Here is a 25007-nt window from a genome sequence, read left to right on the forward strand (position 1 = left end):
ATAAAGCCTCCAAAACATTTTTATGATTAAATTTATCATAAAAAGCAAGAGAATTGTATTGGTAAATTCATCCTTCACACATTCGACATAACATAATTATACAGATTTTCCACGAGGGAATAAAAAAGCATCAATAATTTTTAATGCATCTTTTTTGGCCGTATCCCCCATTGTATCTGCGCCGATACATGATGGACAACCAGATTCACATCGGCAATTATCGATCATTTTCTTGGTTTCTGTAAATACTTCTTTCATACCAGAATATATCTTTTCGCTTAAACCAATACCGCCTGGGTATCGATCATAAAAGAAAATGGTCGGTTTCTCGTTATGGTCAGCCTTGACCTGGGGTATTACATGAATATCCTGTGGATCAGCCATCACGAATAATGGTGCAATATGATTTAAGGCATGGGCCGTACCAACCAATCCCTGCTCTAAACGTTCATGCCCCATTTCGGCTAGCGATTGATTCAATGAGATCCATGCAGCATTTGTGTGAAGTTCTTCTTCTGGGAGATGTATTGGTCCTGATCCGATATTTTCATGTGTCTCAAATTTTATTTTCTTAAATATCGTTGCCATTGCTCGAACACTAACATCCCCATAGCCAAATTCCGCATCCTCCAATTGGATGAGCTTGTCGATATCCAGCACCTTTAATTGAACAGCTAAATTTGCATCAGTAAAATAATCAACATCAACTTCCCTGACAAATGCCTTTTTCTCCTCCCAATCAAGCTTCTCAACTTGAAATTGAGTTCCTTGGTGTAAATAAATTGCTTCATCGTGAAGCAGCGTCATCGCTGAAAAACGGTCCATTTCACCAATAACTCTGCTGTTCGCAACATCTGACTGGTCGATAATGATGACATTTTCCTGAGAAGCTGAGCGCAGGCTGATGTTATGAGCTGGAAACGAATCATTCATCCAATACCATTTATCACCGTTTTGATAAAGGATTCGCTCCTCCGTCAAATATTCAAGCAACTCTTCTGTTCCAGCATTTCCAAACTGCTCGCCGACCTTAAATGGAAGCTCATACGCTGCACACTTCATATGATCGATTAATATAATCAGATTATCAGGATTAATCCTAGCTGTTTCTGGACTTTTAGTAAAAAAGTAATCCGGGTTCTGGATGATATATTGATCTAGCGGACTTGAACTGGCAACCATGATGACAAGTGCCTCTCCATGCCTTCTACCCGCTCTTCCTGCCTGCTGCCAGGCACTAGAAATCGTACCAGGATAACCAGTCATAATACACACCTGCAACTGACCAATATCAACTCCCAGCTCGAGTGCATTCGTACTGACGACACCGTATATTTCTCCAGAGCGAAGCCCTTTCTCAATTTTCCTTCTTTCAGTAGGCAAATACCCTCCACGGTAGCCCATAATTGATTTAACACCCAATTGGTTTTTTACCAGTTCCTGAAGATACGTAAGAATAATCTCAACTCTAACCCGACTCCTTGCAAAGACAATCGTTTGAATTTTATTTTTCAATAGTTCACCTGCAATTTTCCGGACCTCTAGTGTGGCACTTCTTCTTATATTTAACGGTTTATTAACAATTGGTGGATTATAGAATAGAAAGTGTTTTGTTCCACTGGGAGCACCATTGTTATCAATAAGAACCATTTTTTCCTCTGTTAAAGTTTCTGCAAGCTCTAATGGATTAGCGATAGTAGCAGATGTACAAATAAAAACGGGGTTGCTTCCGTAATAGCGGCAAATTCGTTTTAACCTGCGAATAACATTGGCAACATGGCTCCCGAAAACACCTCGGTAGGTGTGAAGCTCGTCAATGACGACAAATTTAAGGTTTTCAAATAACGAAACCCACTTTGTATGATGCGGTAGTATCGCTGAATGAAGCATATCTGGATTGGTGATGACTACATGCCCTGCTTTGCGGACTCTTTGGCGAATATTCGCTGGTGTGTCCCCATCATATGTATAGCTATTGATATCAACACCCGCAGCTTGAATAATTTCATTGATTTCACTTTTCTGATCCTGTGCAAGTGCCTTTGTTGGAAACATATAGAGTGCACGCGCGCTTGGATTCGAAAGAATCGTCTGAAGCACAGGTAGGTTATAGCATAATGTTTTACCAGAGGCAGTTGGTGTGACCGCTACAATGCTGTTACCAGTCATAATCTTTTCATAAGAAGATCTTTGATGCGTATATAGTTTTTCGATTCCTTTACTTTTAAGCGATGCTCTAATTTCACGATGGAGATCTTCGGGAAGTGGAACGGTTTGGGCTTTCTTTTCCTCAATTGTCTTCCATGTCACGATATTTTCTTTAAAAGCATCATTTATTTTTAAATCTGCGAGTACTTCCTGCAAATTCTTTTTAAATTTCATACACTCACCTCATTTACTCTATTTTAGCGAATGAACGTTCGTAAAGAAAGTAATATCTTTAACTTTCCTTAAAAAAAGAAATACGAGTTTAAACATTTAAAAAAATACCGTTATCTAAACTAAAATAAAATCGGAATCTCTGTTACAATAAGAAAAGGATTCTATAAATTTTATGGTGTGCGGAGGTGGAGAAATGAGGATTGAAGAAGTAATAAAGGTTCTTTCTGAATTCACGCTGTTTAAAGAATTAAATAATTATGAATTAGGTAAGATATCAGATATTGCTATTACGAGAGAGTGGAAAAAGCAAAGCCATATTTTTTTACAAGGCGACCCATTAGAAAATGTCTACTTTATTTATGATGGAAAAATAAAGATTTACAAAAGTGATATAAATGGAAAAGAACAGATTGTAACGATAGCGAAAAAAGGTGATATGTTCCCTCATGTAGGCTTTTTTAGGAAAGGCGAATACCCCGCATATGCTGAGGCTCTAGAGCAATCAACGCTTATTGCCATCCCTATTTCAAAGTTTGAAAGTGTACTGATTGAAAATCCTGAACTTTGTATTAAAGTATTTAAAGTGCTCGGGGAAAAAATCGTTGATCTTCAAAACCGACTCGAAGAACAAATTCTTAATAATACATATGAGCAGATTATCAAACTCCTTATCAGACTTGCCCAAAAATATGGTAAAGAGCAAGAGGATGGGACAATCCTGCTCAAGTCTGAATTTACTAATAAGGACCTTGCCAGTATGATTGGTACGACCCGCGAAACCATCAGCCGAACCCTGACAAAGATGAAAAAAGACGAATTAATTGAAGTAGATGACCATGGTAATATGTTATTAGATATTGACGTCCTAATGGAAGAAATAAACCTAGTCTAACACTAAAAATTTTTCGACATAAACCAACATTAAGGAAGACGGCTATTCACCGTCTTCCTTTTTATACTTTAAACATACCTCCAAAGCCCTTTACGATTGAGGACACTTGAGTTACGGCATTCATCATCTGACCCGCAGTATTAACCATTTTGTTAATGTCCACTGTTCCGTCTTGCGATTTAAAGGAATTTAAAATTGAATGTACTCCACCAGGCTGCTTTATGTTCCCATTTTGCTTCGGATAAGGATTCATCATTGGGTAACCATTCATTTGATTATAGGGGTTTGCAGTCATTTCATCCTGGGGCTGGAGTGGATTTTGAAAAAGAAATTGAGCATCTTTAGACTGTCCCTTTGCTGCTAAATAGTGAGGCGGTGGTTGGACGTAACTAGGTTGATAGATTGATTCATAGGTATTGTATTGAGGTTGAATGTATGGATTCTGCTGCTGATAAGGGTTCCAATTATAAGTTTGCGGTTGGAACTGATAAGGATATGGCTGTTGATTACGAAGAAACTGCCATGCATTTGATTGAGAATATTGTGGTCTCCCGTAATTCATTTGCCCTAAGTATCCATTGTTAACAAATTTATTTGATCTATTTTTACCAAACATGGGCAAACATCTCCTCCGCTTTTTCATTGCTACAGATTATGATACTTCTTGAGAATGGGTGCATATTTTCAGTTAAATTACAATGTCAGATTGCGGAGGATTTTGTCTAAAGTTTAAATATTTGAAAAACTAAAAATCCTTTTTTTTCGTGATACTATTAAAAATATTGATGAAGGAGGAGATACATATGGATATTCAAGTATTAAAGGGCAAATTTAATCAAAGTCGTGATTATAATACTGATGATGTAAACGCACTAATGGATTTTGCTAAAAAAGCATATATTCACAATGAAATTGACATTAATGAATATCGACTTCTTGTGCGCGAATTAGAAACCCAAGGCGCCGTGATACCTGAAAATAATAAGGAAAACTCCCTCATCGAAAACTCATAATATAAAGAATTGTAAGTCACCTAGACTTTTACGCTTAACAGACAAAAAAGAGATGCAGCATATGCATCTCTTTTTTATTCTTCTAACTCCTTTAATATTTCTAACAGGAAAAATTCTACTGTCCGATTTGCATTTAAAAATCTTGTGCGGCTAGTTTTCGGGAAAAAGGCCTGGATTGATATCTGCTCCAAATGATCTGAAGTTGTACCAATTTGTTTTAAATGAAGATGCTTTTTCGGGCTTTGTTTTAGCCATTCTTGCATCACAATACTCCATTTAGTAATCGTAAATTTTACCTCATTTGCAAAAGGCCTTACTACCTCATTAAAATCCTCATTTACCCCCGTCTCTCTAGCTTTCTCATAGTATTCGAGGCATAAGCGGTTAAAGTCTAATAGCTTCTTTGTTAGATGAGCAATTTCCTCTATCATAGGATTATTCCCTTTCTAGTTAAAAAAATAAAAAGTAGCTTATAAGTTAAAGCTACTCAATTCAAGTAAAGTGATACTATTCTCATTTTAGCGGTAACTAAAAACCCATTTCAAGTTTCAAGGCTCGTTTAACTTGACTATGATTCGTCTCAGCTTTATCCACAGCTAGATTTAATTCCTCTATTTCCTTTTCCATCATCGATAGTCTTTGTCCTGATGCGGAGATTTTTTTTAACTCTTCGTTATTCAAGCACATACGAAGGTCTGAGAACGATGATTCCAGCACCAGCTCTAACTCTTCTAATTGGTCATATATTTCAGTTAACATTGTCACCAGCTTTTCTTTCTCATGCGTTGGTCTAGTCATATATAAAACCTCCTCGGTTTAATCTTATAGGTTAAATTCTATTTCTTTTTAAGTCTTCCTTCCACCTTGACAAAACTAGAAGCTATTCGTCAAAGAAAGTGTCAATCTGGCATTTATCATTTTTCTATTCGACATAATCCTAAACTCGTATGAAAAATTCAAAATCGTACAAGCTAAAATTGGAGGTGTTGATCATGTCAAAAAAGAACCAGCAAAATAAGAAACAAAACAGTGTCCCTGGCAGTTCCGAAGCAGAAAAAAGAGTTGGCTATGGAGATAAAAAACTTGATGGCCCAGATCGTCCATCAACATAAAAAGTGTTGCAAACAAAAAGCAAGGATTCCCTTGCTTTTTTACATTCTCTTTAGATTCAACGCTCTTTGCATTGTAAGCATCAATTCAAGTTGGTTTGATTTTTCATAATACCAATCTGTTAGATGGATTGGGTGCCGATGTTTAACAGACATGTGCATCCAGAAGGGGTTAATAAACCGGTGTTTACTCCAATCTTCGTATTTATGCTGATGATGCTCCATGATTGGGAAGGTTGCCCGTAATAGAGGCGTCTTGCGGTTTGTCCTGGTTTTAAAATATTGTTCGTAGTCATTTCGAGACCCAGTATGAGGAGTTTTTTCTGCAAACTCAAGAAAATAAGGAAAAAGTCGAGGATGTGTTAGAATGCGAACCAGTCTTTTTCCGAGATTTATTCTTTTTGAAAGTGACCTAAAGCCATTTACACTTGCACCATATACCTCACCGCCACAAGTAGGAAAAAGAACAGAACTGAAATGAAGCCAATCCTGAAAATTAAATAGTAACGAATGAAACACCTTCTTTTTATACGCGGGATGCAGAATAACAGGTGCATGAATTACATTTTGTTCATTAATAATCAGTGCAGTGGTTAGTCGCTCCCTATTACTTTCTCTCCAATATTTATACCACTCACTTTGGATAAACATGGACACATTAAAATATGGTAGCAAATGAAACATTGGGCGCTGTATTTTCGTCGAATATTGATAAAGCAATAATTGAGGGTATACATCGTGAAATATCAGCCAATTAGCCCGCTCAAATGTAAGAAATAGTTGTTTTCTTGTTTGGGGTTCTAAAATTTGCTGGAATATTGTTCCTTCGAGGTCACACATATTCCATCCTCCATTCCGTGAGACCATGCTTGCAAGGAAGGACCAAATAATATCCGGATTCTGTTTAAAAAATGAGAAATAGGCATCCGTTCGTGAAATATTATCGAGATTTTTCTTGTCAGTTTGACTTCTAATTTGACTGACGATCTCAATCTCCTGTATTGTAAGATGATTCATATTCATCTTCCTATCGATTAAATGAGTAGTTTTTTAGAATTTTAAAGCCTGATATTTATGTGAAAAAGGAATCATGTTATTTTCTTACCGTTAATGTACATTGTATTTATTAGAGTGTGTTTACCGTTTAAATTTATACACGCGTAATTGACAAAGATTTGATATGATAGGTTTAGCTTGTGAGGTGTGCTTATCATGAATTTTAATTATCCAAATGGAAAAAGGTATATTCCTAAAGATACCGATTCTCATACTAGGGGGAAGAATCAAAAAAACAATTCCTATAGTAATAGAGGTATGACACTTGAAGAAGATTTAAATGAAACAAATGAATACTATCGGGAGAGAAAAATTGCAGTTATCCATAAAAAGCCGACACCTGTTCAAATTGTCCAGGTAGATTATCCAAAGAGAAGTGCAGCAGTAATTAAAGAGGCCTATTTCAAGCAGGCCTCAACTACCGACTATAACGGAATTTACAAAGGAAGATATATCGACTTTGAGGCAAAGGAAACACAGAACCCCACCTCTTTTCCTTTGAAAAATTTTCATCATCACCAAATTATTCACATGGAAGAAGTAGTAAATCAAGAAGGAATTTGTTTTGTGATCCTTCGTTTTTCAAAGTATGAACAGGTATATTTTCTGGAAGCCAGCCATTTGTTAGCCTTTTGGGACCGAATGATTAGTGGCGGGAGAAAATCAATAACCAAGGAAGAAATCGAGCAGAAAGGGACTTTAATCCCACTTGGATTTCATCCTCGAATTGACTATATTAAGATAGTAGATACTTTATATAGGTTTTAGCAAATGATATCTTGTGTTGTTAGAAAGGAAGGAATTATCATGGCAGATCAATTTCAATCAAGAGAGGAGCGCCGAAAAAAACTTCAAGCCAAGGGTAAACAAAAAGCTAAGAAGAAACCTGCGAGCATTATAAAGAAGATTCTTCTCATTCTTGTTGCACTTGGAATTATTGGGGTTTTAACAGGTATCGGAACTTTTGCCTTTTTAGTAAAGGATGCTCCTGAACTTGACCCGAAATTATTAAAGGACCCTATCTCATCCAAGCTTTTAGATAAAAATGGTGAGTTAATAACCGAAGTTGGCGCCGCCAATCGCGAATATGTAAATTATAAGGATATACCAAAACTTGTAGAAAACGCCATTCTTGCAGTAGAAGATGTTCGTTTTTATAAACACCATGGTTTAGACCCCATCCGTTTGGCTGGAGCCGTAATCGCAAACTTCAGGGAGGGGTTTGGTTCTGAAGGAGCCAGTACAATAACGCAACAGGTTGTAAAAAACTCCTTTTTAACTCCAGAAAAAACGATAAAACGGAAAGTTGAGGAGGCTTGGCTTTCCTATCAGCTAGAGCAAGAATATACAAAGCATCAAATCTTTGAAATGTATGTTAACAAAGTTTATGTCTCGGAGAATAGTCATGGGATTGCTACTGCAGCAAAGATCTATTATGGCAAAGAATTAAAAGATCTAACACTGCCAGAGGCTGCACAGCTAGCAGGAATGCCACAGAGTCCAAATAATTATAATCCTTTTGACTTTCCAGAAAAGGCAGAAAAAAGACGTAATATCGTCTTAATGTTGATGGAGCAACATGGCTTTATTTCAAAGGAAGATAAAGAAGCAGCACAGAGTGTGCCCGTTACAGCAACCTTACTTAAGGAGGATGAGCGGAAACGAGATGGAACCCCTTTTGAATCCTTTGTTGATGCCGTAATTGATGAGGTTCAAGAACAAGGTGAGCTTGATATCTTTTCAGACGGTTTAACCATTTACACCACACTTGATCCTAATGCTCAAACACAGGTTAATAAGGTTCTTGATACAGATGAATTCATTAACTATCCTGATGAAGAATTCCAGGCTGGGGTTGTTCTTCTTGATACAAAAACTGGCGAGATCCGTGCAATTGGCGGAGGTAGAAATCAAGAGGTTAAACGTGGTTTTAATTATGCCATAGATACAAAACGCCAGCCTGGTTCAACGATTAAACCAGTGCTCGATTATGGTCCCGCCATTGAATATCTTCAATGGGGAACCTATCAAACCATTTCGGATAAACCAATTACTTATTCAACCGGCGAAAAACCTGGTAACTATGACAATAAATTCATGGGTCCAATGTCGATGCGAACAGCCCTCGCATTATCAAGAAACACAACAGCAATACAGGCTTTACAGGCTGTTGGCTTAGATAAGGCTAAAGAATTTGCAGTAAATCTAGGTATCCCATTAAAGGAAATTTATGAATCCTATGCAATTGGCGGTTTCAGAGAAGGTGTGTCCCCTCTTGAAATGGCTGGCGCATATAGTGCATTTGGAAATAAAGGTTTTTATACTAAACCACATTCTGTTAGTAAAATTAAGCTGAGGGACGGTACTATAATCGATACTGCACCAGAACCAAAGATTGTTATGAAGGATTATACAGCATTCATGGTTACAGATATGTTAAAGAGCGTTATGGTACCACCTGGTACAGGCAGAAGAGCCAGCATCCCTGGCGTTCCGCTTGCTGGCAAAACAGGTACAACGAACTACAGTGCAGCTGATCGAGAAAAATGGGATATTAAGAGCAGCAGTTCCGCACCTGATGTATGGTTTGCAGGGTATTCAACGAATTATACTGCAGCCGTCTGGACTGGTTATAAAGACCTTTCAACACCTGTTGTAGCAAATGATCAAAATATCGCTCAATATATTTTTAAAAGTATTATGGAACATGTGTCTAAGGATATTGAAAATCCTGACTTTACCGTCCCTGATAGTGTGGAAAGAGTGCGAATTGAAAAAGGCTCAATGCCACCGGTATTGGCTGGTGAATTCACACCAAAAAGTGAAGTTATAACTGAATATGCCGTTAAAGGGCATGCACCTAAAACAGTATCAGCTAAGTATGACAAGCTAGACACACCAACTGATTTAAAAGCAACATATGACCCAGCAACAAATGAAATTACACTCTCATGGAATTACAAAAATGCTAATAACTTGGATGTTGAATTTGTCATCACAAACAATGATGGATCGGAAACCAAGACTTTTACAACTACTGAGACAAATTTAAAAATCCCTGCGAATCCTGGGGCATCACTTACACTAACCCTTCTTGCAAAGGTTGGAGAAAAAACGAGTGACTCCATCAAAACATCTCTTCAAGTTCCTAATCCTGCTAAAGAGGAAGAAGGGCAAGGGGCAGAGGAAGAGAAGCCAAATGAAGGAGACGAAGAGGAAGAAGAAAACGAAGATGGTACCGGCGGCGAATTCCCACCAGGTACATTACCCGGAACCCCAGGTAATGTACCTGGGAATAACGGTAATGGCAACGGCGGTACTAATTCTGGATCACGTAATAATTAGTTGTAAGTTTCGATCATATAAAAAAAGCGTTCAGCCCTTTGGCTTGAACGCTTTTTTTATTACTTTTTTCTTTGCATAAAGTTTTTCATGCTCAACCATTAATTCACAAAGCTGGCGATAGGAATGGAATAAATTAGGTCTGGAAATAATAAAACCTAATCGCTCATCTATATTAACTGGTTTAATGTCTAATAGAATTAGTGGAGTAGTTTCCAATGCAGACATTTGCCTATCGTTTGACCAAAACAAGAACTGCAGGAATAAAGCTATCCCCTTCTTCATTCCTCGAATAGTAGTTTTTTGATCACGGTTTCGATATAGGCTTTCAAGTTCCGGCTTTACCTTCTCCCACTCTTCTAATAGATGCGAGATGGACTCATCTTGACTTTCCATGGGTGTTAGCCACTCTAATTCATTAAGGAAGGGTATTGTTATAGGTTTACCCATTTACATCCGCCTTTCCTTTCATTCGCTTCTTTCCCTCTCTGCACAGCTCTAAAAGCGGGCAGCTAGGGCACTCGGGCTTTTGGGCCTTGCAATGATATCTGCCAAAGAAAATTAACCGGTGGTGTGTTACTGACCACTCCTCTTCTGGAACCTTCTTCATTAATGTTTTTTCTACTTCCAACACTGAATCCTTCCATCTGCAGATTGCCAGACGTTTACTTACCCTTTCAACATGGGTATCAACAGCAATCGCAGGAATATTAAATGCAACAGAGACCACTACATTTGCAGTTTTTCTTCCTACTCCTGGTAATTTGGTCAGTTCGTCTCGATCACTTGGAATTTCTCCATTATATTCTGACAAAACCATTCGGCAAAGACTTTGAATATTTTTAGCCTTATTTCTAAAAAGTCCAATCGAACGAATATCATTTTGTAGTTCCTCGAGTGATACACTTAAATAATCTTCTGGCGTTTTATATTTTTCAAATAACTTTTTAGTTACTTTATTAACAAGCACATCTGTACACTGTGCTGATAAGGCCACAGCAATTACCAGCTCAAAGGGGTTTGAGTGATTCAGTTCACAGTGTGCATTAGGGAACATGTCGCCCATTTGATCTAGACAATAACGAATTTGTTTATTATTTAACAAAAATCTCACCTACTTTGCTTTATATAAAAGGCACTGTTAAAATTGCCCGTTGATTGCAGCTCCAGGCACTTCGCTTTCCGCGGGCGTGCCGGTGAGCCTCCTCGGCGCTTAAGCGCCTGCGGGGTCTCCCCAGCCCCGTACTCCCGCAGGATATTGAATATGCTCCCTCGAATATGCACCGCACGAAGGAAATGCGATAGCATTTTCGAGGAGTCCTTCGTGCCTTCCGCTTCAATCAACTCAGTATGCAAAATCAACTTTCGCCTTTAATCCCACCAAATAAAACAAACGAGAGAAAGGTTCCTCCCGTTTTTTACTTCTATTGTTCCAACCAGTTGTAGAATGGGACTGAGGCTGTGGATGGTTGTGTTCCTTCTTGCACCGGGCGGCTTTGTGTTTGTTTTTGACGAAATTTCCGCCCTTGATTTTTCGCCTGCTCAATGGTTTTAATCCCGTTTTTCTTCCATTCAAAGAGAATGCGGTCAATATAGCGGAAATTCATCTTCCCGGACATAACAGCTTCCCGTAATGCCGCTTTTATGATCACTGGATCATGATGATCATCGTCCATCCACATAGCAAGAGATTCACATTCAAAAGGAGATAGTGGTCTGCCAAATTCCTTTTCAAAGCATGTGTATAGGTCTGTCTCTTCCGCCTTTTTACTTACCTCTTTTGTACTTTGATTATTTAGCAGGAACTGCTCAACAAGTCTTTCCCATAAAGGTCTTACTGTATATTTTTCAAAACGAATCCCATCAGTAGAGTACTCATCAATAATCTCAATAAAGCCTCTTTGGATTAGTTTTCTTAGCATCTCATTGCATTCCGACACAGAAATAGTCATACGTGATGAAAGTTCTTCCGGGGTAGGAAATTCGTGTCCTTTTTCTAGAAAGGAAATAATATTTAATAAAAGAACAAGTTCAAATTCGTTTAAGTTCATATTCCGATACTCGGAAAAAAGCGTTGCTGGAACTGTAATATTACCTTCTTGAAGCCATGTTACTATATTGTTTTTCATTCTTATGACACCTCCTGATTAGTATAACATGAACATACCTCTCGAGTAAGAGAATAAGGATGCCATTTAATAGAAAGCAAAAAGTCTGCAAAGGCAGACTTTTTTGAAAACATTCTTATTTAAACTAGGCTGTTGATTTCTGCTCCAGGTGTTTCGCTTTCCGTGGGCGTGCCGGGGAGCCTCCTCGGCGCCTAAGCGCCTGTGGGGTCTCCCCGGCCACGTACTCCCGCAGGAGTCTCGCACCTTCCGCTCCAATCAACAGAGTTACAAAATCAAAATCAACCTTTATCAGAGCCTTTTATAATAAGTAATTTTGTTAGGATCGTTGTTTTTCTTCAACAAATTTCCGAATTCTTGCAACTGCCTTTTCGAGCTGCTCTAACGAGGTTGCATAGGAAAGTCTGATGTTATCTGGTGTGCCAAAACCAGAGCCTGGGACTACAGCAACTTTTGCTTCAACCAGCAAGGCTTCAACAAAGCTGTCGACATCTTTATGCCCCGTTATTTCTGCCGCTTCCTTCACATTCGGATATAAGTAAAATGCACCTTGCGGCTTCACACAAGTAAAGCCTGGAATCGCAACTAGCTTATCATAAATGATTTCTAATCTATTTGCAAATGCTTTTCTCATCTCCTCAACAGAGTCCTGGGAACCAGTATACGCAGCAATTGCAGCATATTGTGCCGTAGTCGTCGGATTAGATGTACTATGACTAGCAAGATTTGTCATTGCTTTAATGATTTCTTGGTTCCCTGCAGCATAACCGATCCGCCAGCCCGTCATCGAATGAGATTTTGAAACACCATTAATAATAATTGTTTGTTCTTTTAGTTCAGGAGATAACTGGGCAATAGAGACATGTTTTTCCTCTCCATAGATCAGTTTTTCATAAATCTCATCTGAGACAATCAAAACGTTGCGTTTTAAACAAATTTCACCTAATTCCAGCAGTTCTTCAGCTGAATAGATAACACCTGTCGGATTACTCGGGGAATTAATAATAAACGCTCTTGTTTTCTCTGTGATTGCATTTTCCAATTGTTGTGGTGTGATTTTAAATTGTTCAGCTTCCAAACCTTCAACATAAACCGGTTTTCCGCCAGCTAATTTTACTTGTTCAGGATAACTTACCCAAAAGGGTGTCGGAATAATAACCTCATCCCCCTCATTTAGAAGAACCTGAAATAATGTATATAATGCATGTTTCGCGCCATTAGCCACAATAATCTCATTTGGATTATATGTGAGACCTTGGTCTTCTTTAAGTTTCCCAATAATCGCCTTTTTCAAAGTTGGCAAGCCAGCTGATGGGGTATATTTGGTGTACCCTTGATTCATGGACTGAACGGCCGCATCCAAAATATGCTGAGGTGTATTAAAATCCGGTTCACCTGCACCTAGACCAATTACATCTTCCCCTTGATCCTTTAACTCTTTAGCTTTAGCTGTAATCGCTAAGGTAGTTGAAGGCGTAAGAGCCCTTACTCTATTTGCGAGTCTGACTTCCATTCCTTTTCTCCTCCTGAATCAATTTATTTATAGATTTTCAATTTTTTTTAGCCACTCACCTGTATTAAAATGAACATAGTAATAGTTTATTAAATTATTTTCAGAACGATAATAGATTTCCCATAATGGAATATCGTTTTCCATTCCTAATCGAACAGAAATAACCTTTTTAGGGCTTTTTTCATTATAAAGTCTTTCAACAGCCGCTTCTTTTGATAGTCCATTCTTTGCTTCTTCAACAAATACCTTTTTGCTCTTTTCAGGAATCCAAACAATAATATTATCGCCCTTTTTGTTTTTTCCCTCTATGACATTTACTGTTTCTAAACCATTGTAAATATGGAAGTCCTCGACTTCACTTAAATGAACCTTTTCTTTTGCTAATATCACCGCTTTTTTTTCTGCAGCACTAACGGGATCCACAGCAGTCAGGTACACTTTGATAAATAACCCGATACTAATTAGGATTAGAATTACTAAGGATATGATAATCTTCTTCATTTCATTTCACTTCTTTATGTACGATAGATTGTAAAAATCGCTTTATTTTGGTCCTCTTGGTCAAGGGCTAATCCGAACATCAGGTCTTTTTCTTTCAATGATCTATTAAGTGCATCAACAATTTTATATAAGTCTGGACTGTGCTGTAACTTTACAGTCGAAAGAACTTCAATTTTTGACTCCATTTTATTCCTCCTCTGTCTCTTTAAAGCAACTGGAAATAATCTTTAACAATCATTATAACAGGTGTCGACAAATAAGTGACAGCGAATCACTTGGTTTTTAAACAATTTTTTTCTGCTTTTTTCATATTTCTGCTTAATCCTCTGTTTCGTTAGCAATGGTAAAAACCTCATAGTTCTTATCAGTAAATTTTATCGTAACTGTGCCCGTATTTTTTGTAAAATAGATTTCTGACCATGTATCGGTTAAATCATTAATAATTTCTGGATCTGGCTGATGATTTTCTGATTCAAAAAGTATCGAAATTTCAGGGTTTAAATATTGAATCAGTATTTCAGATAAAGAATCTTCCTCAGCCCAATTTGGAACCTTAAATATATGAATGTTTTGAATGTCACTTTTCAAAAATACTTTCTCCGCTTCGGAACTAGACGAGGTCATAAGAAAAAGACGGTGCTCTAAAAAATGCAACGTAAAATCTAATCCTTCATTTTCTCCCAAACCTGCGTAAAGGACTTCTGCAGTCAACTCAGGAAACAGAATCTTTGAGGACCCTTCTTTCCAAGCAATAATCTCCACAAGGGCAGAAGGGTCTATAAGTTTTGTCAAAATCCTTGTTATTTCTGTTGTTGAAACTACTTCCTGTATATTATATGTGGTAATCAATTCATTAATTTGATTAGCAAATAGATTTTGGGCATTTGTAATTATTAGCACTGATATATTTTTTACTCCAAACAGGCCAAGCATTTCCTTCAATTCAGCTTTTGTTTGTTCTCCCCCAGTATTAACCAAGATATTTTCACCCTTTGCACCTTGGATAAGAGTAGCTTCGCCATCTGAAAGACCAAAAAAAGACACAGCCATTTCATGATCCTTTAATTTAACATCAATGTTTTCTACACTGCTGTCGAGAGAAGGAGAGGCAATCCCGATTGAACCTAGCTGAAAGAATAGTAACACCAAAATAAATAAACTTCTCATACACAAACCTCCCTTAAATGATAGGATGTGTAATTTTTCCAAATATTATCATATCCAAGAGGAAATATTTGCTGCTAGATCATCCATTTCCCCCATTTTTACTTGAACAGGAGGAATGGATTGTAAGAAGGACTTTCCATATTTTGTTGTAACAATCCTCTTATCAAACACAATGATAATACCCCGATCTGTTTCGGTACGAATTAAACGACCAAAGCCCTGTTTAAATCTAAGGATCGCCTCAGGCAATGAATATTCAGCAAAAGGGTTTCCACCTTGTTGTCTAATTAGTTGACACTTAGCGTTCGTTAAAGGTTCATCAGGTGGACTAAAAGGAAGTCTTACTATTATTAGGCACGATAAGTCTTCACCTGGAATATCCACTCCATCCCAAAAGCTGCTCGTCCCGAGTAATATGGCTTTGTCATAGCGCTGAAAATTCCTTGTTAACCTCGTTCGACTTCCACTTGTTATCCCTTGGGCAATCATCACAAAATCATTAAGAAAACCACTTTCTTTAATAAGTTCATATGTTTTCCTTAACATGTCATGCGCCGTAAATAGGATTAACATCCTCCCTTTGGTGCTTTCTGCAATCGTGATAATATGCTCAGTTATTGCAATAACATACTCCTCAAGGCTTACTGCGTTTATCTCTGGTATATCTTCTGGTATGAGCAGTTGAACCTGATTTTTATAATCGAAGGGAGAAGGAATACTCATCTTTGTTGTCAAATCTGGATTAAGGCCTAACCCGCGAATAATATAATCGAAAGAATGATTTACGGTTAAGGTGGCAGATGTCATAATTACACCTTTCTTCACCTGAAAAAACTTTTCTTTTAACGTAGCAGCAACAAAAGCTGGTTGAGCAAAAAAGGTAGTAACATTTTGCTGTGAGCGGAAGTCTATTTCAATCCATTTCACATAATTTGATTCTTTAATAAAGCATTCTTGGACCGTATTTCTAAGTTCCCCCAGTTCAGTTAAAAATAAGATGATTTCCTCCAGCTTGTTTTTTTGATTAATGGAAAGAAGATCCTGTTCCCTTTTAATCAGATCTATGCGGTTGCTAATGGCAAGTTGTATATCCTTAAGCAAAAAAGAAAACCGTTCTGCACTGTGTAATAAAGCCGCTTTTTCTCTCCCGCCATCTTCTCGAGAAAAATGCACCTTTGTTCGGTTTATTCCTTTTTTTGCTGTGGATTTTGATTTAGCATAGATTGCAGTTAGTTTAAAGAATTCATCCACTTCATACGAAAGATCTGCCATCAATTGGTTTATTTTTTCCGCTTCTGCTATTTCTTCCTTTTTATTCCTGCGAACGGCAAATAACTGCTCCAATTCGTAAAAAAGCAATCTTTGTTCATACTGGCCAAATTGGTTTATTAGCAAACGAGTAGACAGATAATCTAATGATAGACCGACAAATTGGCTTGCAGCTTTTTCAAAATGGTGACCTTCATCGATAATGACATAATCAAACTCCGGTAAAATCTTATTATCACCAGTCAGCTCACTTAATAACAATGAATGATTGGTAATGATGATGTCCGCATCCTTTGCCGAACTCTTTGCGCGAAGATAAAAGTCTTTTTCCAGCCATGTATTATTTCGTGTGAGATTCGTTTGTTCATTCCTTATTTTATTCCAGAAAATATTTCCTCCACTTGATAGGTTCAATTCATCACGATCGCCTGTTTCAGTTCTAGTTAACCAAACGAGAATTTGCATCTTGGTCAGGGACGTATCATAATTATCATTTTCCTCTCGTAACGCTCTTGTGAATTTTTCCAGACAGAGGTAATGATTTCTCCCTTTTAATAAAACGGATTTTACTTTAAAGGGAAGCATCTTTGCCAGTAAAGGAATCTCCTTATAAAGAATTTGCTCTTGTAACTGGATAGTATGGGTACTGACTACAACGGGAAGCATTTTTTGCTTGGAAAAATAAGCCACAGGCAAAAGATAACCAAGAGATTTTCCCACACCTGTTCCAGCTTCAATCAATGCATGTGTATTATTTTGGAAAGAATCGTAGACACCATCCATCATTACAAATTGCCCGGTCCGCTTTTCAAAAGACTGAATTCCTTGTTTTACTAACTCTATTTTTCCCTCTTCACTTGCAGGATATTGATGAATATCTTGATAGGATATATTTATTTCATCAGTCGCCAGTTTTTTTAATGCCAGTTCATGATGAATTTCAATTGATTCTGGTAAAATTTCAACTTCCTTAACCTTCTCTGCAAGTATCTCTTCCATTAATTGTTGGAGGTCACTTTTGAGCCCTCCTGATAGAAGAGAAAGCTGCTGGATGGTCCTATTTGGTAATGCAGTTAGCATCTTCATGAGAATGATTAAAAGCTCAGCCGTTACCTCGGCATCACTGTCCGCCTGATGTGGGCGATCATGAGTAAGGTTCTCCTGTTCTGCTAAATCTGAAAGCTTATATCCATCAGCAGTCGGAAATAAAAATCTTGCCATCTCTACTGTATCAAGCACGAAGCCATAAAAACCTTCATATCCAGCTTGAATTAATTCTTCCTGCAGAAAAGACAAATCGAATAATACATTATGAGCAACAAAATAGGCTCCCTCCAACATTGTATTGACCTTGGAGGCTATTTCAGAAAATAAAGGAGCATCCTTTACCATTTCGTCATTTAAGCCTGTTAATTCTCCAATAAAAGTTGGGATTGAACGGTTAGGATTGATAAGTGATGAGAATCTTTCAATGATCATTCCATTCTCAACAACTACGGCAGCGAATTGAATAATTCTATCCCCCGTTTTGGGGTTGTTACCTGTAGTTTCCAAGTCTATAACGACAAATTTAGTTAACATTTTTTACACCTCAGGCCTTCAATAAAAACGGTAACACTAAGCATATCATAAACTAATTATAGTAGATTACATATAAAAAAGAAAAACCCCCGATAAACGGGGATAAATTTACATTATTGTCAATGCTGGTTCAGCATGAATAAGTTCTTTAATACAGTTGTTCTCACCCATTATCGCCACTCTTGGCTTATGCGCTGCAGCCTTCTCTTCCGACACGAGCGCATAGGAAATAATAATTACGATATCGCCTTTTTGAACAAGTCGAGCTGCTGCACCGTTTAAACAAACAACACCGCTCCCTCTCTCACCTGGAATAATATAGGTTTCGAGTCGGGCACCATTATTATTATTAACGATTTGTACTTTTTCATTTGCTATCATACCAACTGCATCTAATAAATCCTCATCAATGGTAATGCTGCCTACATAATTTAGATTAGCTTCTGTTACCGTTGCTCGGTGGATTTTCCCCTTCATCATGTGTCGAAACATTTTGGCTTTGTTCCTCCTCTAAATTCCTGCTATCTAAATGCCTAAATCTCTAAGATTAAATTATCTATCAAGCGGACCTTCGTAAATTTAACTGCGAGCGCAATGATAAAGGTACTTTCTAAATTGACCAATGGTTTAAGCCTAGGATAAGTCAGGATTTCTACGTAATCAATCTGTCCGCTCGTTTCAGAAGCGATCATTTCTCTTATCAAGGAAGTGACCTTGTCCGGGTTTCGTTCACCACGTTCAATAGTTTTCCTTGCTGTCCACAAACTCTTAAAGAGTACTCCTGCTTCCTTCCGTTCATATGGTAGCAGATTGATATTTCGAGAGCTTTTTGCAAGCCCATCCTCTTCACGGACGATATCCACAGGAACTAACTCAATAGGAAAATTAAAGTCAGAGATTACTCCCCCTACAACGGCTACTTGCTGGGCATCCTTTAGCCCAAAATATGCTCTTGTTGGCATTACAATATTAAATAACTTGGTTAAAACAGTAGCTACGCCGTCAAAATGACCAGGTCGTGATTTTCCGCAGAGGACATCTGTACGATCCTGAACGACAACTTTTAACGAAGGTTCATTTGGATACATTTCTTCCGCCGACGGATAAAACAAGAAATCTACTTTTTCACCTTCTGCTAATGCCCGATCTCGTTCAAAATCCCTTGGATAAGTAGAAAAATCTTCTGTTGGTCCGAACTGTAACGGATTAACAAATATACTTAAAATAACAATGTCATTTTCTTGTCTTGCTTTTTTTAATAGAGTTAAATGTCCCTCGTGTAAAAAACCCATTGTTGGAACAAATCCAATTGATTCAGATTGTGCTTTCCTCTTTTTTATTTCCGATTGGAAATCACTGATGCTTGTAAACACTTTCATTTTAATCCCCCATAAAGCCCGCTAAGTTCTCGTTCTTTCATGTTAAAAGAGTGCTTTTCTTCAGGAAATTGATTCGTTTTTACATCTTTTACATATGATTGGATGGATTCCAAAATAAACGGATTTAAAGAGTAATATTGCTTAACAAACTTCGGCACCCTCTCGACTCCATAACCTAATATGTCATGGTAAACAAGCACCTGTCCATCCACATCAATGCCCGCTCCAATACCTATGATAGGAATAGCTACTGATTTGGATACTTCATCAGCAAGCTGCTTTGGCACGCACTCTAAGACAACGGCAAATGCACCTGCTTCTTGGCATTTTTTTGCATCTTCAATTAATTTAAGTGCAGCCTGCGAATCCTTCCCTTGTACCTTATATCCACCCAAGACTCCAACAGATTGTGGTGTTAATCCGAGATGGGCACAAACAGGAATTCCTGCTCTTGTTAGTGTAGATATTTTTTCTATTACATCATCAGCACCTTCGACTTTTACCGCGTGGGCACCTGTTTCTTGAATTAATCGACCTGCATTGACTAAGGTATCTTTTATTGATAAATGGTAGGTTAAAAAAGGCATATCAACTACAATAAATGTATTCTTTGCTCCTCGTTTTACTGCTTTTGTGTGATGAATCATATCTTCTATCGTCACAGGCACGGTAGAATCGTATCCTAGTACGACCATTCCAAGAGAATCGCCTACTAGAATTAAGTCGACCCCCCCCTGCTCTGCCTGTTTTGCAGATGGAAAATCATACGCTGTCAACATGACTATTTTTTCCTTATTCTCTTTCATTTTTAAAAAATCAGTCGTTTGCTTCATCAACATTCCCTCCTTATTAATAGGAAGAGTGGATTAAAACGAATTTGAGCAAATAAAAAGACCCAACTCAAAAAGCAGAGAGGGTCTAAATTACTCTTTTACGTGTTCTATCCCTCTGTCCCTGTCCGTACTACGGATCTAGGCAGAAACCTTTTAAGTTTTTTAAAGAAATTGGTGCAGCTCTTTTATCGATACCGCCCATTAGTGGAATTATAAAAAAAAATGCTGTAAAGCGCAAGAGTAATGATTCAACAAATCTTGCAAATATTTTTATATTTCAATATCTGCAGAATAAACGTGATGGATTACACCCTGTTCGTCTTCAATTTTTAACACACCTTCCTCGGTAATCCCTAAAGCTTTACCGACTATGGTATCTATCAATGTTCTCGCTTTAATTGTCCTTCCAATACTAATCGCATAGCTTTCCCATAATAGCTTAATTGGAAGAAATCCCTGAGACAAGTAAAGTAAATACAATTTTTCCAAGTTCATAAAGATGGTTTTGATCATATCTGCACGCGAGACTATTTTACCATTTTCAATGAACAGTGAGGTTGCGATCTCCTGAATCTCAATTGGAAAATCTTCTATTCTCTGATTAACATTCATCCCGATTCCAATAATGATAGAATTTATACGATCTGCCTCCGCTTGAAGCTCTGTTAGGATTCCAGTCACCTTTTTTCCGTTGATAAGGATATCGTTTGGCCATTTTATTCCCGGGTTAAGGTCTGTATGCTCCTCAATAGCTTGAACAATGGCAACCGCTGTTAAAAGCGTTAATTGGGGTGCATTGATTAATGGTATATTTGGCCTGAGGATTACACTCATCCAGATCCCTGTATACTTTGGTGAATGCCATTTACGATCCATCCGACCGCGCCCAGCTTGCTGTTCTTCAGCAATTACCACAGTTCCTTCAGGCACGTTCTCATATGCTAAGCGGTGAGCAATTCTTTGTGTCGACTCAACACACTCTTCATAATGAATGTCCTTGCCAATGAAGTTTGTTGTTAACCCCAGTCTGATTTCATCAGCAGTAATTTTTTCAGGAGTTTTCAAAATCCGGTATCCTTTCCTTCTTACTGCCTCTAACTCAAAGCCCTCTTTTCGTAATTCTTCTATATGCTTCCAAATGGCTGTTCTTGAGCACCCAACTAATTCAGCTAAATATTGCCCAGATAAATAGGAATCGCCAGCATTTGTGAAGGCATCAAGTAAGTCTTTTCTTATTTGTGATTGCACTCCATTAGCCACTCCTTTATCACCCGCTTATCGTTGCTCACATTTCCGTCTATAATTGCCTGTTCAACCAAGAGTAACTTATCTTTTACCCATGGGCCACCATTTTGGTTGTACCACTCTATTAAATCGTTACCAGTCAGATTCATTTCAGATCGTTCTTTAATTGGCAGTTTTTCATACACACTCAGATAATGGAAAATTGTGTCTGAATCTTTTATACCATTTATTACAAGGTATATTTTCTCAGCAGATATGAAAATCTCTTTAGTAGCAGCATATAAATCATATAAAGACCAGGTTGAATCCGACCTCTTTTTTAGAAAATAACTAATTCTTTGGATGACCCGAATCTCGTTTAGCGGTAGCCGCCAGTCTCTAAAGAATTCCTCAATTGCTTTACCCTCTAACTGTAAACAATAGACGAGGAGAGTCCACATTTCTCTTGAATTTAAATGGTTACAATCGAACTCAAGTAATTCTGTTAGTCTATCCTTTTGATTTACTAAACCCGGTAGATATGAATATATATTGGTTTCAATAATTAATTGTAATGCCTTTTTGCGATCCATTCCCGAGAGCAGTTTTTCAAACTCTGCCTGCTTGCGTTCTACTGCGATGTTTTCAAGTAGGTGAACTAGATCTGATAGGGAGGCTAATGTTTCATTTTCAATTCGAAAGGAAAGCTGGCTTACAAAGCGAACCGCTCTCATCATGCGTAATGCATCCTCTTGAAAACGTTCAGCCCCTTGGCCTACCGTCTGAATTATTTGTTCTTTAATGGCCCTTTGTCCATGAAAGGGATCAATTAAATGACCTATTTTATCCATCGCGATGGCATTCATCGTAAAATCTCTCCGTTGTAAATCTTCGGTGAGATTCCTAATAAAGATTACCTCTTTTGGTCTTCGATAATCCTGATATTCTGTTTCCGTTCGAAACGTAGTAATTTCGTACGACTCATTTTGATATAAAACGAGAACGGTTCCATGTTCAATGCCAATATCGACAGTTTTTGAAAAAACCTGTTTTACTTCTTCAGGGGTTGCTGAAGTAGCAATATCGACATCATTAATATCTTTGTCTAAAAGAAAATCCCGAACCGAGCCGCCGACAAAATAGGCCTCAAAACCTGCATCCTCTAATTTTTGTAACACAGGTACTGCTGCTAAAAAAGGTTCCTTCATTCTAATCACCTTTTTTCACTAGTCTAAAATATATTTGCTCATATTGGTCAACAATTTGATCAGCCCTAAATTTTGTATTTACAATTGCCTCGGCATCTTTTGCGAATTGTTGATGCATCTGTTTGTCCATTAATAGGGTTATTGCTTTGTTTGCCATATCATTGATATCGCCTAATTCACAAAGATAACCTGTTTTCCCATGTTGGATGACTTCCGGCATTCCACCTACATTCGTTCCAATGCACGGCACTCCACACGCCATGGCCTCTAGTGTAACTAATCCAAAGCTTTCTTTTTCAGATAATAACAGCATTAAATCACTTATCGAATACAATTCTTCCAGATTTTCTTGCTTGCCTAACAAGTGAACTTTGTCCACTATTCCTAACTTTTTTACCAATTTACAAACAATGGTCATTTCCGGACCATCTCCAACCAATAATAGCTTTGCTGGCATACGTGCTGAAATTTTTGCGAACGTTTTTACAACGTCCTGAACACGTTTTACTGGTCGAAAATTCGAAACATGGATGATTACCTTTTCATCATCTTGAATCTCAAACTGTTTCTTTAAATGGCTTGCATCTGTTTTTTTATAAATGCGTTTATCAATAAAATTATAGACTGGCACAATTTGTTTGTCGGGCTGAATAACTTCATACGTTTGGTCAATTAAAGCATTTGACACTGCAGTTACAGTGTCTGACTTTTCAATACCAAATTTAATTGCTTCAGTTAATGAAGGGTCAGAACCTAAAACCGTAATATCGGTACCATGCAGGGTAGTCACAATTTTTAAATCTACTTTGCACATTTGTTTTGCTAATATTGCACAGACTGCATGTGGAATCGCGTAATGAACATGAAGTACATCCAAATTCTCACGATTTGCTACTTCCGCCATTTTACTTGCTAAGGCAATGTCATAGGGCGGATATTGGAAAACAGAATATTGATTTACTTCCACCTGATGATAAAAAATATTATGATACATCTTGTTCAAACGAAAAGGCATGCTAGATGAAATAAAGTGAATTTCATGACCTTTTTCAGCGAGCATTTTCCCTAGCTCTGTTGCCACTACACCAGAACCTCCGACGGTCGGATAGCAGGTAATTCCAATTTTAAGTTTTTTCATTTTTATTCTCCTAGAACACGGTCCTTATCGTTCTTCTATTTCACTATTTTTTTGAGCAACAATCGTTCTCCATTCTAAAAAGCCTTCTGCCAACCCTCTAATCAGTAATTCAGCTGTACCCATATTTGTAGCAAGCGGTATGGAATAGACGTCACAAAGGCGTACTAGCGCAGTTACATCAGGTTCATGCGGCTGTGCAGTTAATGGGTCACGGAAAAAGAAGATAACATCCATATTATTTTTTGCAATCATCGCTCCAATTTGTTGGTCACCACCAAGTGGACCTGATTGAAAACGTGTTATTGTTAAACCCGTCGCTTCACTTATCCGAGAACCCGTAGTTCCAGTTGCAAATAAGTTATGTTCAGAAAAAATAGTCTGGTATGCTGTTACAAATTGTACTAGGTCATTTTTCTTATTATCATGAGCAATTAGTGCTATGTTCATTTTTGGTGCTCCTATTCTAGAATATTTTCAAGTCCATACACAAATGTATCAAGCTTCATTACCGTGTCTACTGCAATTTTGACGCCTGACATAAAAGATGCCCGGTTATAGGAATCATGACGAATGGATAATGTTTGTCCATCTGACCCAAATAATACCTCTTGATGTGCTACTAATCCTGGCAATCGAACCGAATGGATATGCATTCCATCAAATTCAGCACCGCGAGCACCGCTTATTGTTTCTTTCTCATTTGGATGACCTTGGCTTTTAGGTGACCTGGCAGCAGAAATCATTTCTGCCGTTTTTACAGCCGTACCAGATGGTGCATCTAACTTTTGATCATGATGTAATTCAATGATCTCTATATCATTAAAATATTTTCCTGCCATCTGTGAAAACTTCATCATTAAAACAGCACCGAGGGCAAAATTAGGGGCAATTATACAACCCAGCCCTTTTTCCCGGCAAATATATTCTAATTCTTCTAATTCCATTTTAGAAAAACCTGTTGTCCCAACTACCGGCCTAACATTATAGCTTAGGGCCGTCCGGGCATGATGCATCCCAACTTCCGGTGTAGTCAAATCAATGAGTACATCCGCTGTTTCAGTTTGCAGACATTCTTCAATATTAGAATATACAGGGACATTATGTATCTTTTTGAATCCTTCTACTTCATTTAGCAACTTACCACCAAATTTATAATCTATAACAGCGGTTAATTCGAAATGCTCGGTATTGATTACGAGATTAACTGCTTCACTTCCCATACGTCCCCGTGGTCCTGCAATAATAATCTTTACTCTATTCATTTATCCTCACTC

25 protein-coding genes are annotated in these 25007 nt (G+C 37.8%); 4 read left to right on the top strand and 21 right to left on the bottom strand.

Translation table 11 applies throughout. The features are described from left to right. Window positions 1–96: 96 nt before the first annotated feature. Window positions 97–2382 (bottom strand): DEAD/DEAH box helicase, encoded by a 2286-nt coding sequence (locus NSS81_RS03080; protein WP_342432091.1) that lies wholly within the window; start codon window positions 2380–2382, stop codon window positions 97–99. A 193-nt stretch (window positions 2383–2575) separates the two neighbouring features. On the opposite strand from NSS81_RS03080, the gene NSS81_RS03085 reads away from it, so the two are divergent. Then, window positions 2576–3274 carry a Crp/Fnr family transcriptional regulator gene (locus tag NSS81_RS03085; RefSeq protein WP_342432092.1) on the top strand — a complete coding sequence of 233 codons (699 nt, stop codon included), beginning with the start codon at window positions 2576–2578 and terminating at the stop codon, window positions 3272–3274. Window positions 3275–3335: 61 nt separating this feature from the next. Here the strand turns inward: NSS81_RS03085 and NSS81_RS03090 are convergent, their stop codons facing one another. Next, window positions 3336–3890 (bottom strand): YppG family protein, encoded by a 555-nt coding sequence (locus NSS81_RS03090; protein WP_342432093.1) that lies wholly within the window; start codon window positions 3888–3890, stop codon window positions 3336–3338. Between the two features lie 187 nt (window positions 3891–4077). On the opposite strand from NSS81_RS03090, the gene yppF reads away from it, so the two are divergent. After that, window positions 4078–4287, top strand: coding sequence for a YppF family protein (gene yppF, locus NSS81_RS03095; RefSeq protein WP_342432094.1), 210 nt, complete (start codon window positions 4078–4080; stop codon window positions 4285–4287). Between the two features lie 74 nt (window positions 4288–4361). Here yppF and NSS81_RS03100 read toward each other — a convergent pair whose 3' ends face one another. From NSS81_RS03100 to NSS81_RS03110, 3 genes are all read right to left on the bottom strand, one after another. Beyond that, window positions 4362–4718: a DUF1798 family protein gene (locus NSS81_RS03100; RefSeq protein ID WP_342432095.1), complete on the bottom strand. Its 357-nt coding sequence runs from the start codon at window positions 4716–4718 to the stop codon at window positions 4362–4364. Between the two features lie 97 nt (window positions 4719–4815). Then, window positions 4816–5085: a hypothetical protein gene (locus NSS81_RS03105; protein WP_342432096.1), complete on the bottom strand. Its 270-nt coding sequence runs from the start codon at window positions 5083–5085 to the stop codon at window positions 4816–4818. A gap of 353 nt (window positions 5086–5438) precedes the next feature. Further along, window positions 5439–6413 (bottom strand): DUF2515 family protein, encoded by a 975-nt coding sequence (locus tag NSS81_RS03110; protein ID WP_342432097.1) that lies wholly within the window; start codon window positions 6411–6413, stop codon window positions 5439–5441. A 195-nt stretch (window positions 6414–6608) separates the two neighbouring features. On the opposite strand from NSS81_RS03110, the gene recU reads away from it, so the two are divergent. Together recU and NSS81_RS03120 are read left to right on the top strand one after the other, a co-directional pair. Further along, entirely contained in the window at window positions 6609–7220 is a 612-nt protein-coding gene (recU, locus tag NSS81_RS03115) for a Holliday junction resolvase RecU (protein WP_342432098.1), read from the top strand. A gap of 39 nt (window positions 7221–7259) precedes the next feature. Beyond that, window positions 7260–9797 carry a PBP1A family penicillin-binding protein gene (locus tag NSS81_RS03120; protein ID WP_342432099.1) on the top strand — a complete coding sequence of 846 codons (2538 nt, stop codon included), beginning with the start codon at window positions 7260–7262 and terminating at the stop codon, window positions 9795–9797. 30 nt (window positions 9798–9827) lie between these two features. Here NSS81_RS03120 and NSS81_RS03125 read toward each other — a convergent pair whose 3' ends face one another. From NSS81_RS03125 to dapB, 16 genes are all read right to left on the bottom strand, one after another. Continuing rightward, entirely contained in the window at window positions 9828–10244 is a 417-nt protein-coding gene (locus tag NSS81_RS03125; RefSeq protein WP_342432100.1) for a YpoC family protein, read from the bottom strand. Then, window positions 10237–10899: an endonuclease III gene (nth, locus tag NSS81_RS03130; protein ID WP_342432101.1), complete on the bottom strand. Its 663-nt coding sequence runs from the start codon at window positions 10897–10899 to the stop codon at window positions 10237–10239. The genes NSS81_RS03125 and nth overlap by 8 nt, the downstream gene beginning before the upstream one ends. Window positions 10900–11218: 319 nt before the next feature. Further along, entirely contained in the window at window positions 11219–11923 is a 705-nt protein-coding gene (locus NSS81_RS03135) for a DnaD domain-containing protein (RefSeq protein WP_342432102.1), read from the bottom strand. Window positions 11924–12239: 316 nt separating this feature from the next. Further along, the gene (locus tag NSS81_RS03140) at window positions 12240–13433 is read right to left on the bottom strand and encodes a pyridoxal phosphate-dependent aminotransferase (protein WP_342432103.1); all 1194 of its coding nucleotides are present in this window, start codon (window positions 13431–13433) and stop codon (window positions 12240–12242) included. 27 nt (window positions 13434–13460) lie between these two features. Further along, on the bottom strand, window positions 13461–13934 hold the full coding sequence (locus NSS81_RS03145) for a DUF5590 domain-containing protein (RefSeq protein ID WP_342432104.1): 474 nt from the start codon (window positions 13932–13934) through the stop codon (window positions 13461–13463). 14 nt (window positions 13935–13948) lie between these two features. Beyond that, window positions 13949–14119 (bottom strand): YpmA family protein, encoded by a 171-nt coding sequence (locus tag NSS81_RS03150; protein ID WP_342432105.1) that lies wholly within the window; start codon window positions 14117–14119, stop codon window positions 13949–13951. A 133-nt stretch (window positions 14120–14252) separates the two neighbouring features. Continuing rightward, the gene (locus NSS81_RS03155) at window positions 14253–15101 is read right to left on the bottom strand and encodes a hypothetical protein (protein WP_342432106.1); all 849 of its coding nucleotides are present in this window, start codon (window positions 15099–15101) and stop codon (window positions 14253–14255) included. 48 nt (window positions 15102–15149) lie between these two features. Further along, on the bottom strand, window positions 15150–17951 hold the full coding sequence (dinG, locus tag NSS81_RS03160) for an ATP-dependent DNA helicase DinG (protein WP_342432107.1): 2802 nt from the start codon (window positions 17949–17951) through the stop codon (window positions 15150–15152). Window positions 17952–18059: 108 nt separating this feature from the next. After that, on the bottom strand, window positions 18060–18443 hold the full coding sequence (gene panD, locus NSS81_RS03165) for an aspartate 1-decarboxylase (RefSeq protein ID WP_342432108.1): 384 nt from the start codon (window positions 18441–18443) through the stop codon (window positions 18060–18062). A gap of 41 nt (window positions 18444–18484) precedes the next feature. Next, window positions 18485–19330, bottom strand: coding sequence for a pantoate--beta-alanine ligase (panC, locus tag NSS81_RS03170; protein ID WP_342432109.1), 846 nt, complete (start codon window positions 19328–19330; stop codon window positions 18485–18487). Beyond that, window positions 19327–20163, bottom strand: a complete 837-nt coding sequence (gene panB / locus NSS81_RS03175; protein ID WP_342432110.1) for a 3-methyl-2-oxobutanoate hydroxymethyltransferase — start codon at window positions 20161–20163, stop codon at window positions 19327–19329. The genes panC and panB overlap by 4 nt, the downstream gene beginning before the upstream one ends. A 270-nt stretch (window positions 20164–20433) precedes the next feature. Continuing rightward, window positions 20434–21411, bottom strand: coding sequence for a biotin--[acetyl-CoA-carboxylase] ligase (locus tag NSS81_RS03180; protein ID WP_342433915.1), 978 nt, complete (start codon window positions 21409–21411; stop codon window positions 20434–20436). After that, entirely contained in the window at window positions 21396–22595 is a 1200-nt protein-coding gene (locus tag NSS81_RS03185) for a CCA tRNA nucleotidyltransferase (RefSeq protein ID WP_342432111.1), read from the bottom strand. The genes NSS81_RS03180 and NSS81_RS03185 overlap by 16 nt, the downstream gene beginning before the upstream one ends. Before the next feature lies 1 nt (window position 22596). After that, complete coding sequence (gene bshA / locus NSS81_RS03190; protein WP_342432112.1) at window positions 22597–23733, bottom strand: N-acetyl-alpha-D-glucosaminyl L-malate synthase BshA; 1137 nt, start codon at window positions 23731–23733, stop codon at window positions 22597–22599. Window positions 23734–23757: 24 nt separating this feature from the next. Beyond that, window positions 23758–24180, bottom strand: coding sequence for a methylglyoxal synthase (gene mgsA, locus NSS81_RS03195; protein ID WP_342432113.1), 423 nt, complete (start codon window positions 24178–24180; stop codon window positions 23758–23760). A gap of 11 nt (window positions 24181–24191) precedes the next feature. Beyond that, complete coding sequence (gene dapB / locus NSS81_RS03200; protein WP_342432114.1) at window positions 24192–24995, bottom strand: 4-hydroxy-tetrahydrodipicolinate reductase; 804 nt, start codon at window positions 24993–24995, stop codon at window positions 24192–24194. Window positions 24996–25007 lie beyond the last annotated feature (12 nt).

Source organism: Neobacillus sp. FSL H8-0543, from assembly GCF_038592905.1.
Taxonomy (GTDB): Bacteria; Bacillota; Bacilli; order Bacillales; family Cytobacillaceae; genus Neobacillus.

What these genes read in the sequence shown, in the direction of transcription:
- NSS81_RS03100 (WP_342432095.1), bottom strand. Translation starts at nt 4,718, where the DNA reads ATGATAGAGGAAATTGCTCATCTAACAAAGAAGCTATTAGACTTTAAC.
- NSS81_RS03105 (WP_342432096.1), bottom strand. Translation starts at nt 5,085, where the DNA reads ATGACTAGACCAACGCATGAGAAAGAAAAGCTGGTGACAATGTTAACT.
- NSS81_RS03155 (WP_342432106.1), bottom strand. Translation starts at nt 15,101, where the DNA reads ATGAGAAGTTTATTTATTTTGGTGTTACTATTCTTTCAGCTAGGTTCA.
- panD (WP_342432108.1), bottom strand. Translation starts at nt 18,443, where the DNA reads ATGTTTCGACACATGATGAAGGGGAAAATCCACCGAGCAACGGTAACA.
- NSS81_RS03145 (WP_342432104.1), bottom strand. Translation starts at nt 13,934, where the DNA reads ATGAAGAAGATTATCATATCCTTAGTAATTCTAATCCTAATTAGTATC.
- recU (WP_342432098.1), top strand. Translation starts at nt 6,609, where the DNA reads ATGAATTTTAATTATCCAAATGGAAAAAGGTATATTCCTAAAGATACC.
- dinG (WP_342432107.1), bottom strand. Translation starts at nt 17,951, where the DNA reads ATGTTAACTAAATTTGTCGTTATAGACTTGGAAACTACAGGTAACAAC.
- NSS81_RS03080 (WP_342432091.1), bottom strand. Translation starts at nt 2,382, where the DNA reads ATGAAATTTAAAAAGAATTTGCAGGAAGTACTCGCAGATTTAAAAATA.
- yppF (WP_342432094.1), top strand. Translation starts at nt 4,078, where the DNA reads ATGGATATTCAAGTATTAAAGGGCAAATTTAATCAAAGTCGTGATTAT.
- NSS81_RS03120 (WP_342432099.1), top strand. Translation starts at nt 7,260, where the DNA reads ATGGCAGATCAATTTCAATCAAGAGAGGAGCGCCGAAAAAAACTTCAA.
- panB (WP_342432110.1), bottom strand. Translation starts at nt 20,163, where the DNA reads ATGAAGCAAACGACTGATTTTTTAAAAATGAAAGAGAATAAGGAAAAA.
- NSS81_RS03110 (WP_342432097.1), bottom strand. Translation starts at nt 6,413, where the DNA reads ATGAATCATCTTACAATACAGGAGATTGAGATCGTCAGTCAAATTAGA.
- bshA (WP_342432112.1), bottom strand. Translation starts at nt 23,733, where the DNA reads ATGAAAAAACTTAAAATTGGAATTACCTGCTATCCGACCGTCGGAGGT.
- NSS81_RS03085 (WP_342432092.1), top strand. Translation starts at nt 2,576, where the DNA reads ATGAGGATTGAAGAAGTAATAAAGGTTCTTTCTGAATTCACGCTGTTT.
- NSS81_RS03140 (WP_342432103.1), bottom strand. Translation starts at nt 13,433, where the DNA reads ATGGAAGTCAGACTCGCAAATAGAGTAAGGGCTCTTACGCCTTCAACT.
- NSS81_RS03185 (WP_342432111.1), bottom strand. Translation starts at nt 22,595, where the DNA reads ATGAAGGAACCTTTTTTAGCAGCAGTACCTGTGTTACAAAAATTAGAG.
- NSS81_RS03125 (WP_342432100.1), bottom strand. Translation starts at nt 10,244, where the DNA reads ATGGGTAAACCTATAACAATACCCTTCCTTAATGAATTAGAGTGGCTA.
- NSS81_RS03090 (WP_342432093.1), bottom strand. Translation starts at nt 3,890, where the DNA reads ATGTTTGGTAAAAATAGATCAAATAAATTTGTTAACAATGGATACTTA.
- NSS81_RS03150 (WP_342432105.1), bottom strand. Translation starts at nt 14,119, where the DNA reads ATGGAGTCAAAAATTGAAGTTCTTTCGACTGTAAAGTTACAGCACAGT.
- mgsA (WP_342432113.1), bottom strand. Translation starts at nt 24,180, where the DNA reads ATGAACATAGCACTAATTGCTCATGATAATAAGAAAAATGACCTAGTA.
- NSS81_RS03135 (WP_342432102.1), bottom strand. Translation starts at nt 11,923, where the DNA reads ATGAAAAACAATATAGTAACATGGCTTCAAGAAGGTAATATTACAGTT.
- dapB (WP_342432114.1), bottom strand. Translation starts at nt 24,995, where the DNA reads ATGAATAGAGTAAAGATTATTATTGCAGGACCACGGGGACGTATGGGA.
- panC (WP_342432109.1), bottom strand. Translation starts at nt 19,330, where the DNA reads ATGAAAGTGTTTACAAGCATCAGTGATTTCCAATCGGAAATAAAAAAG.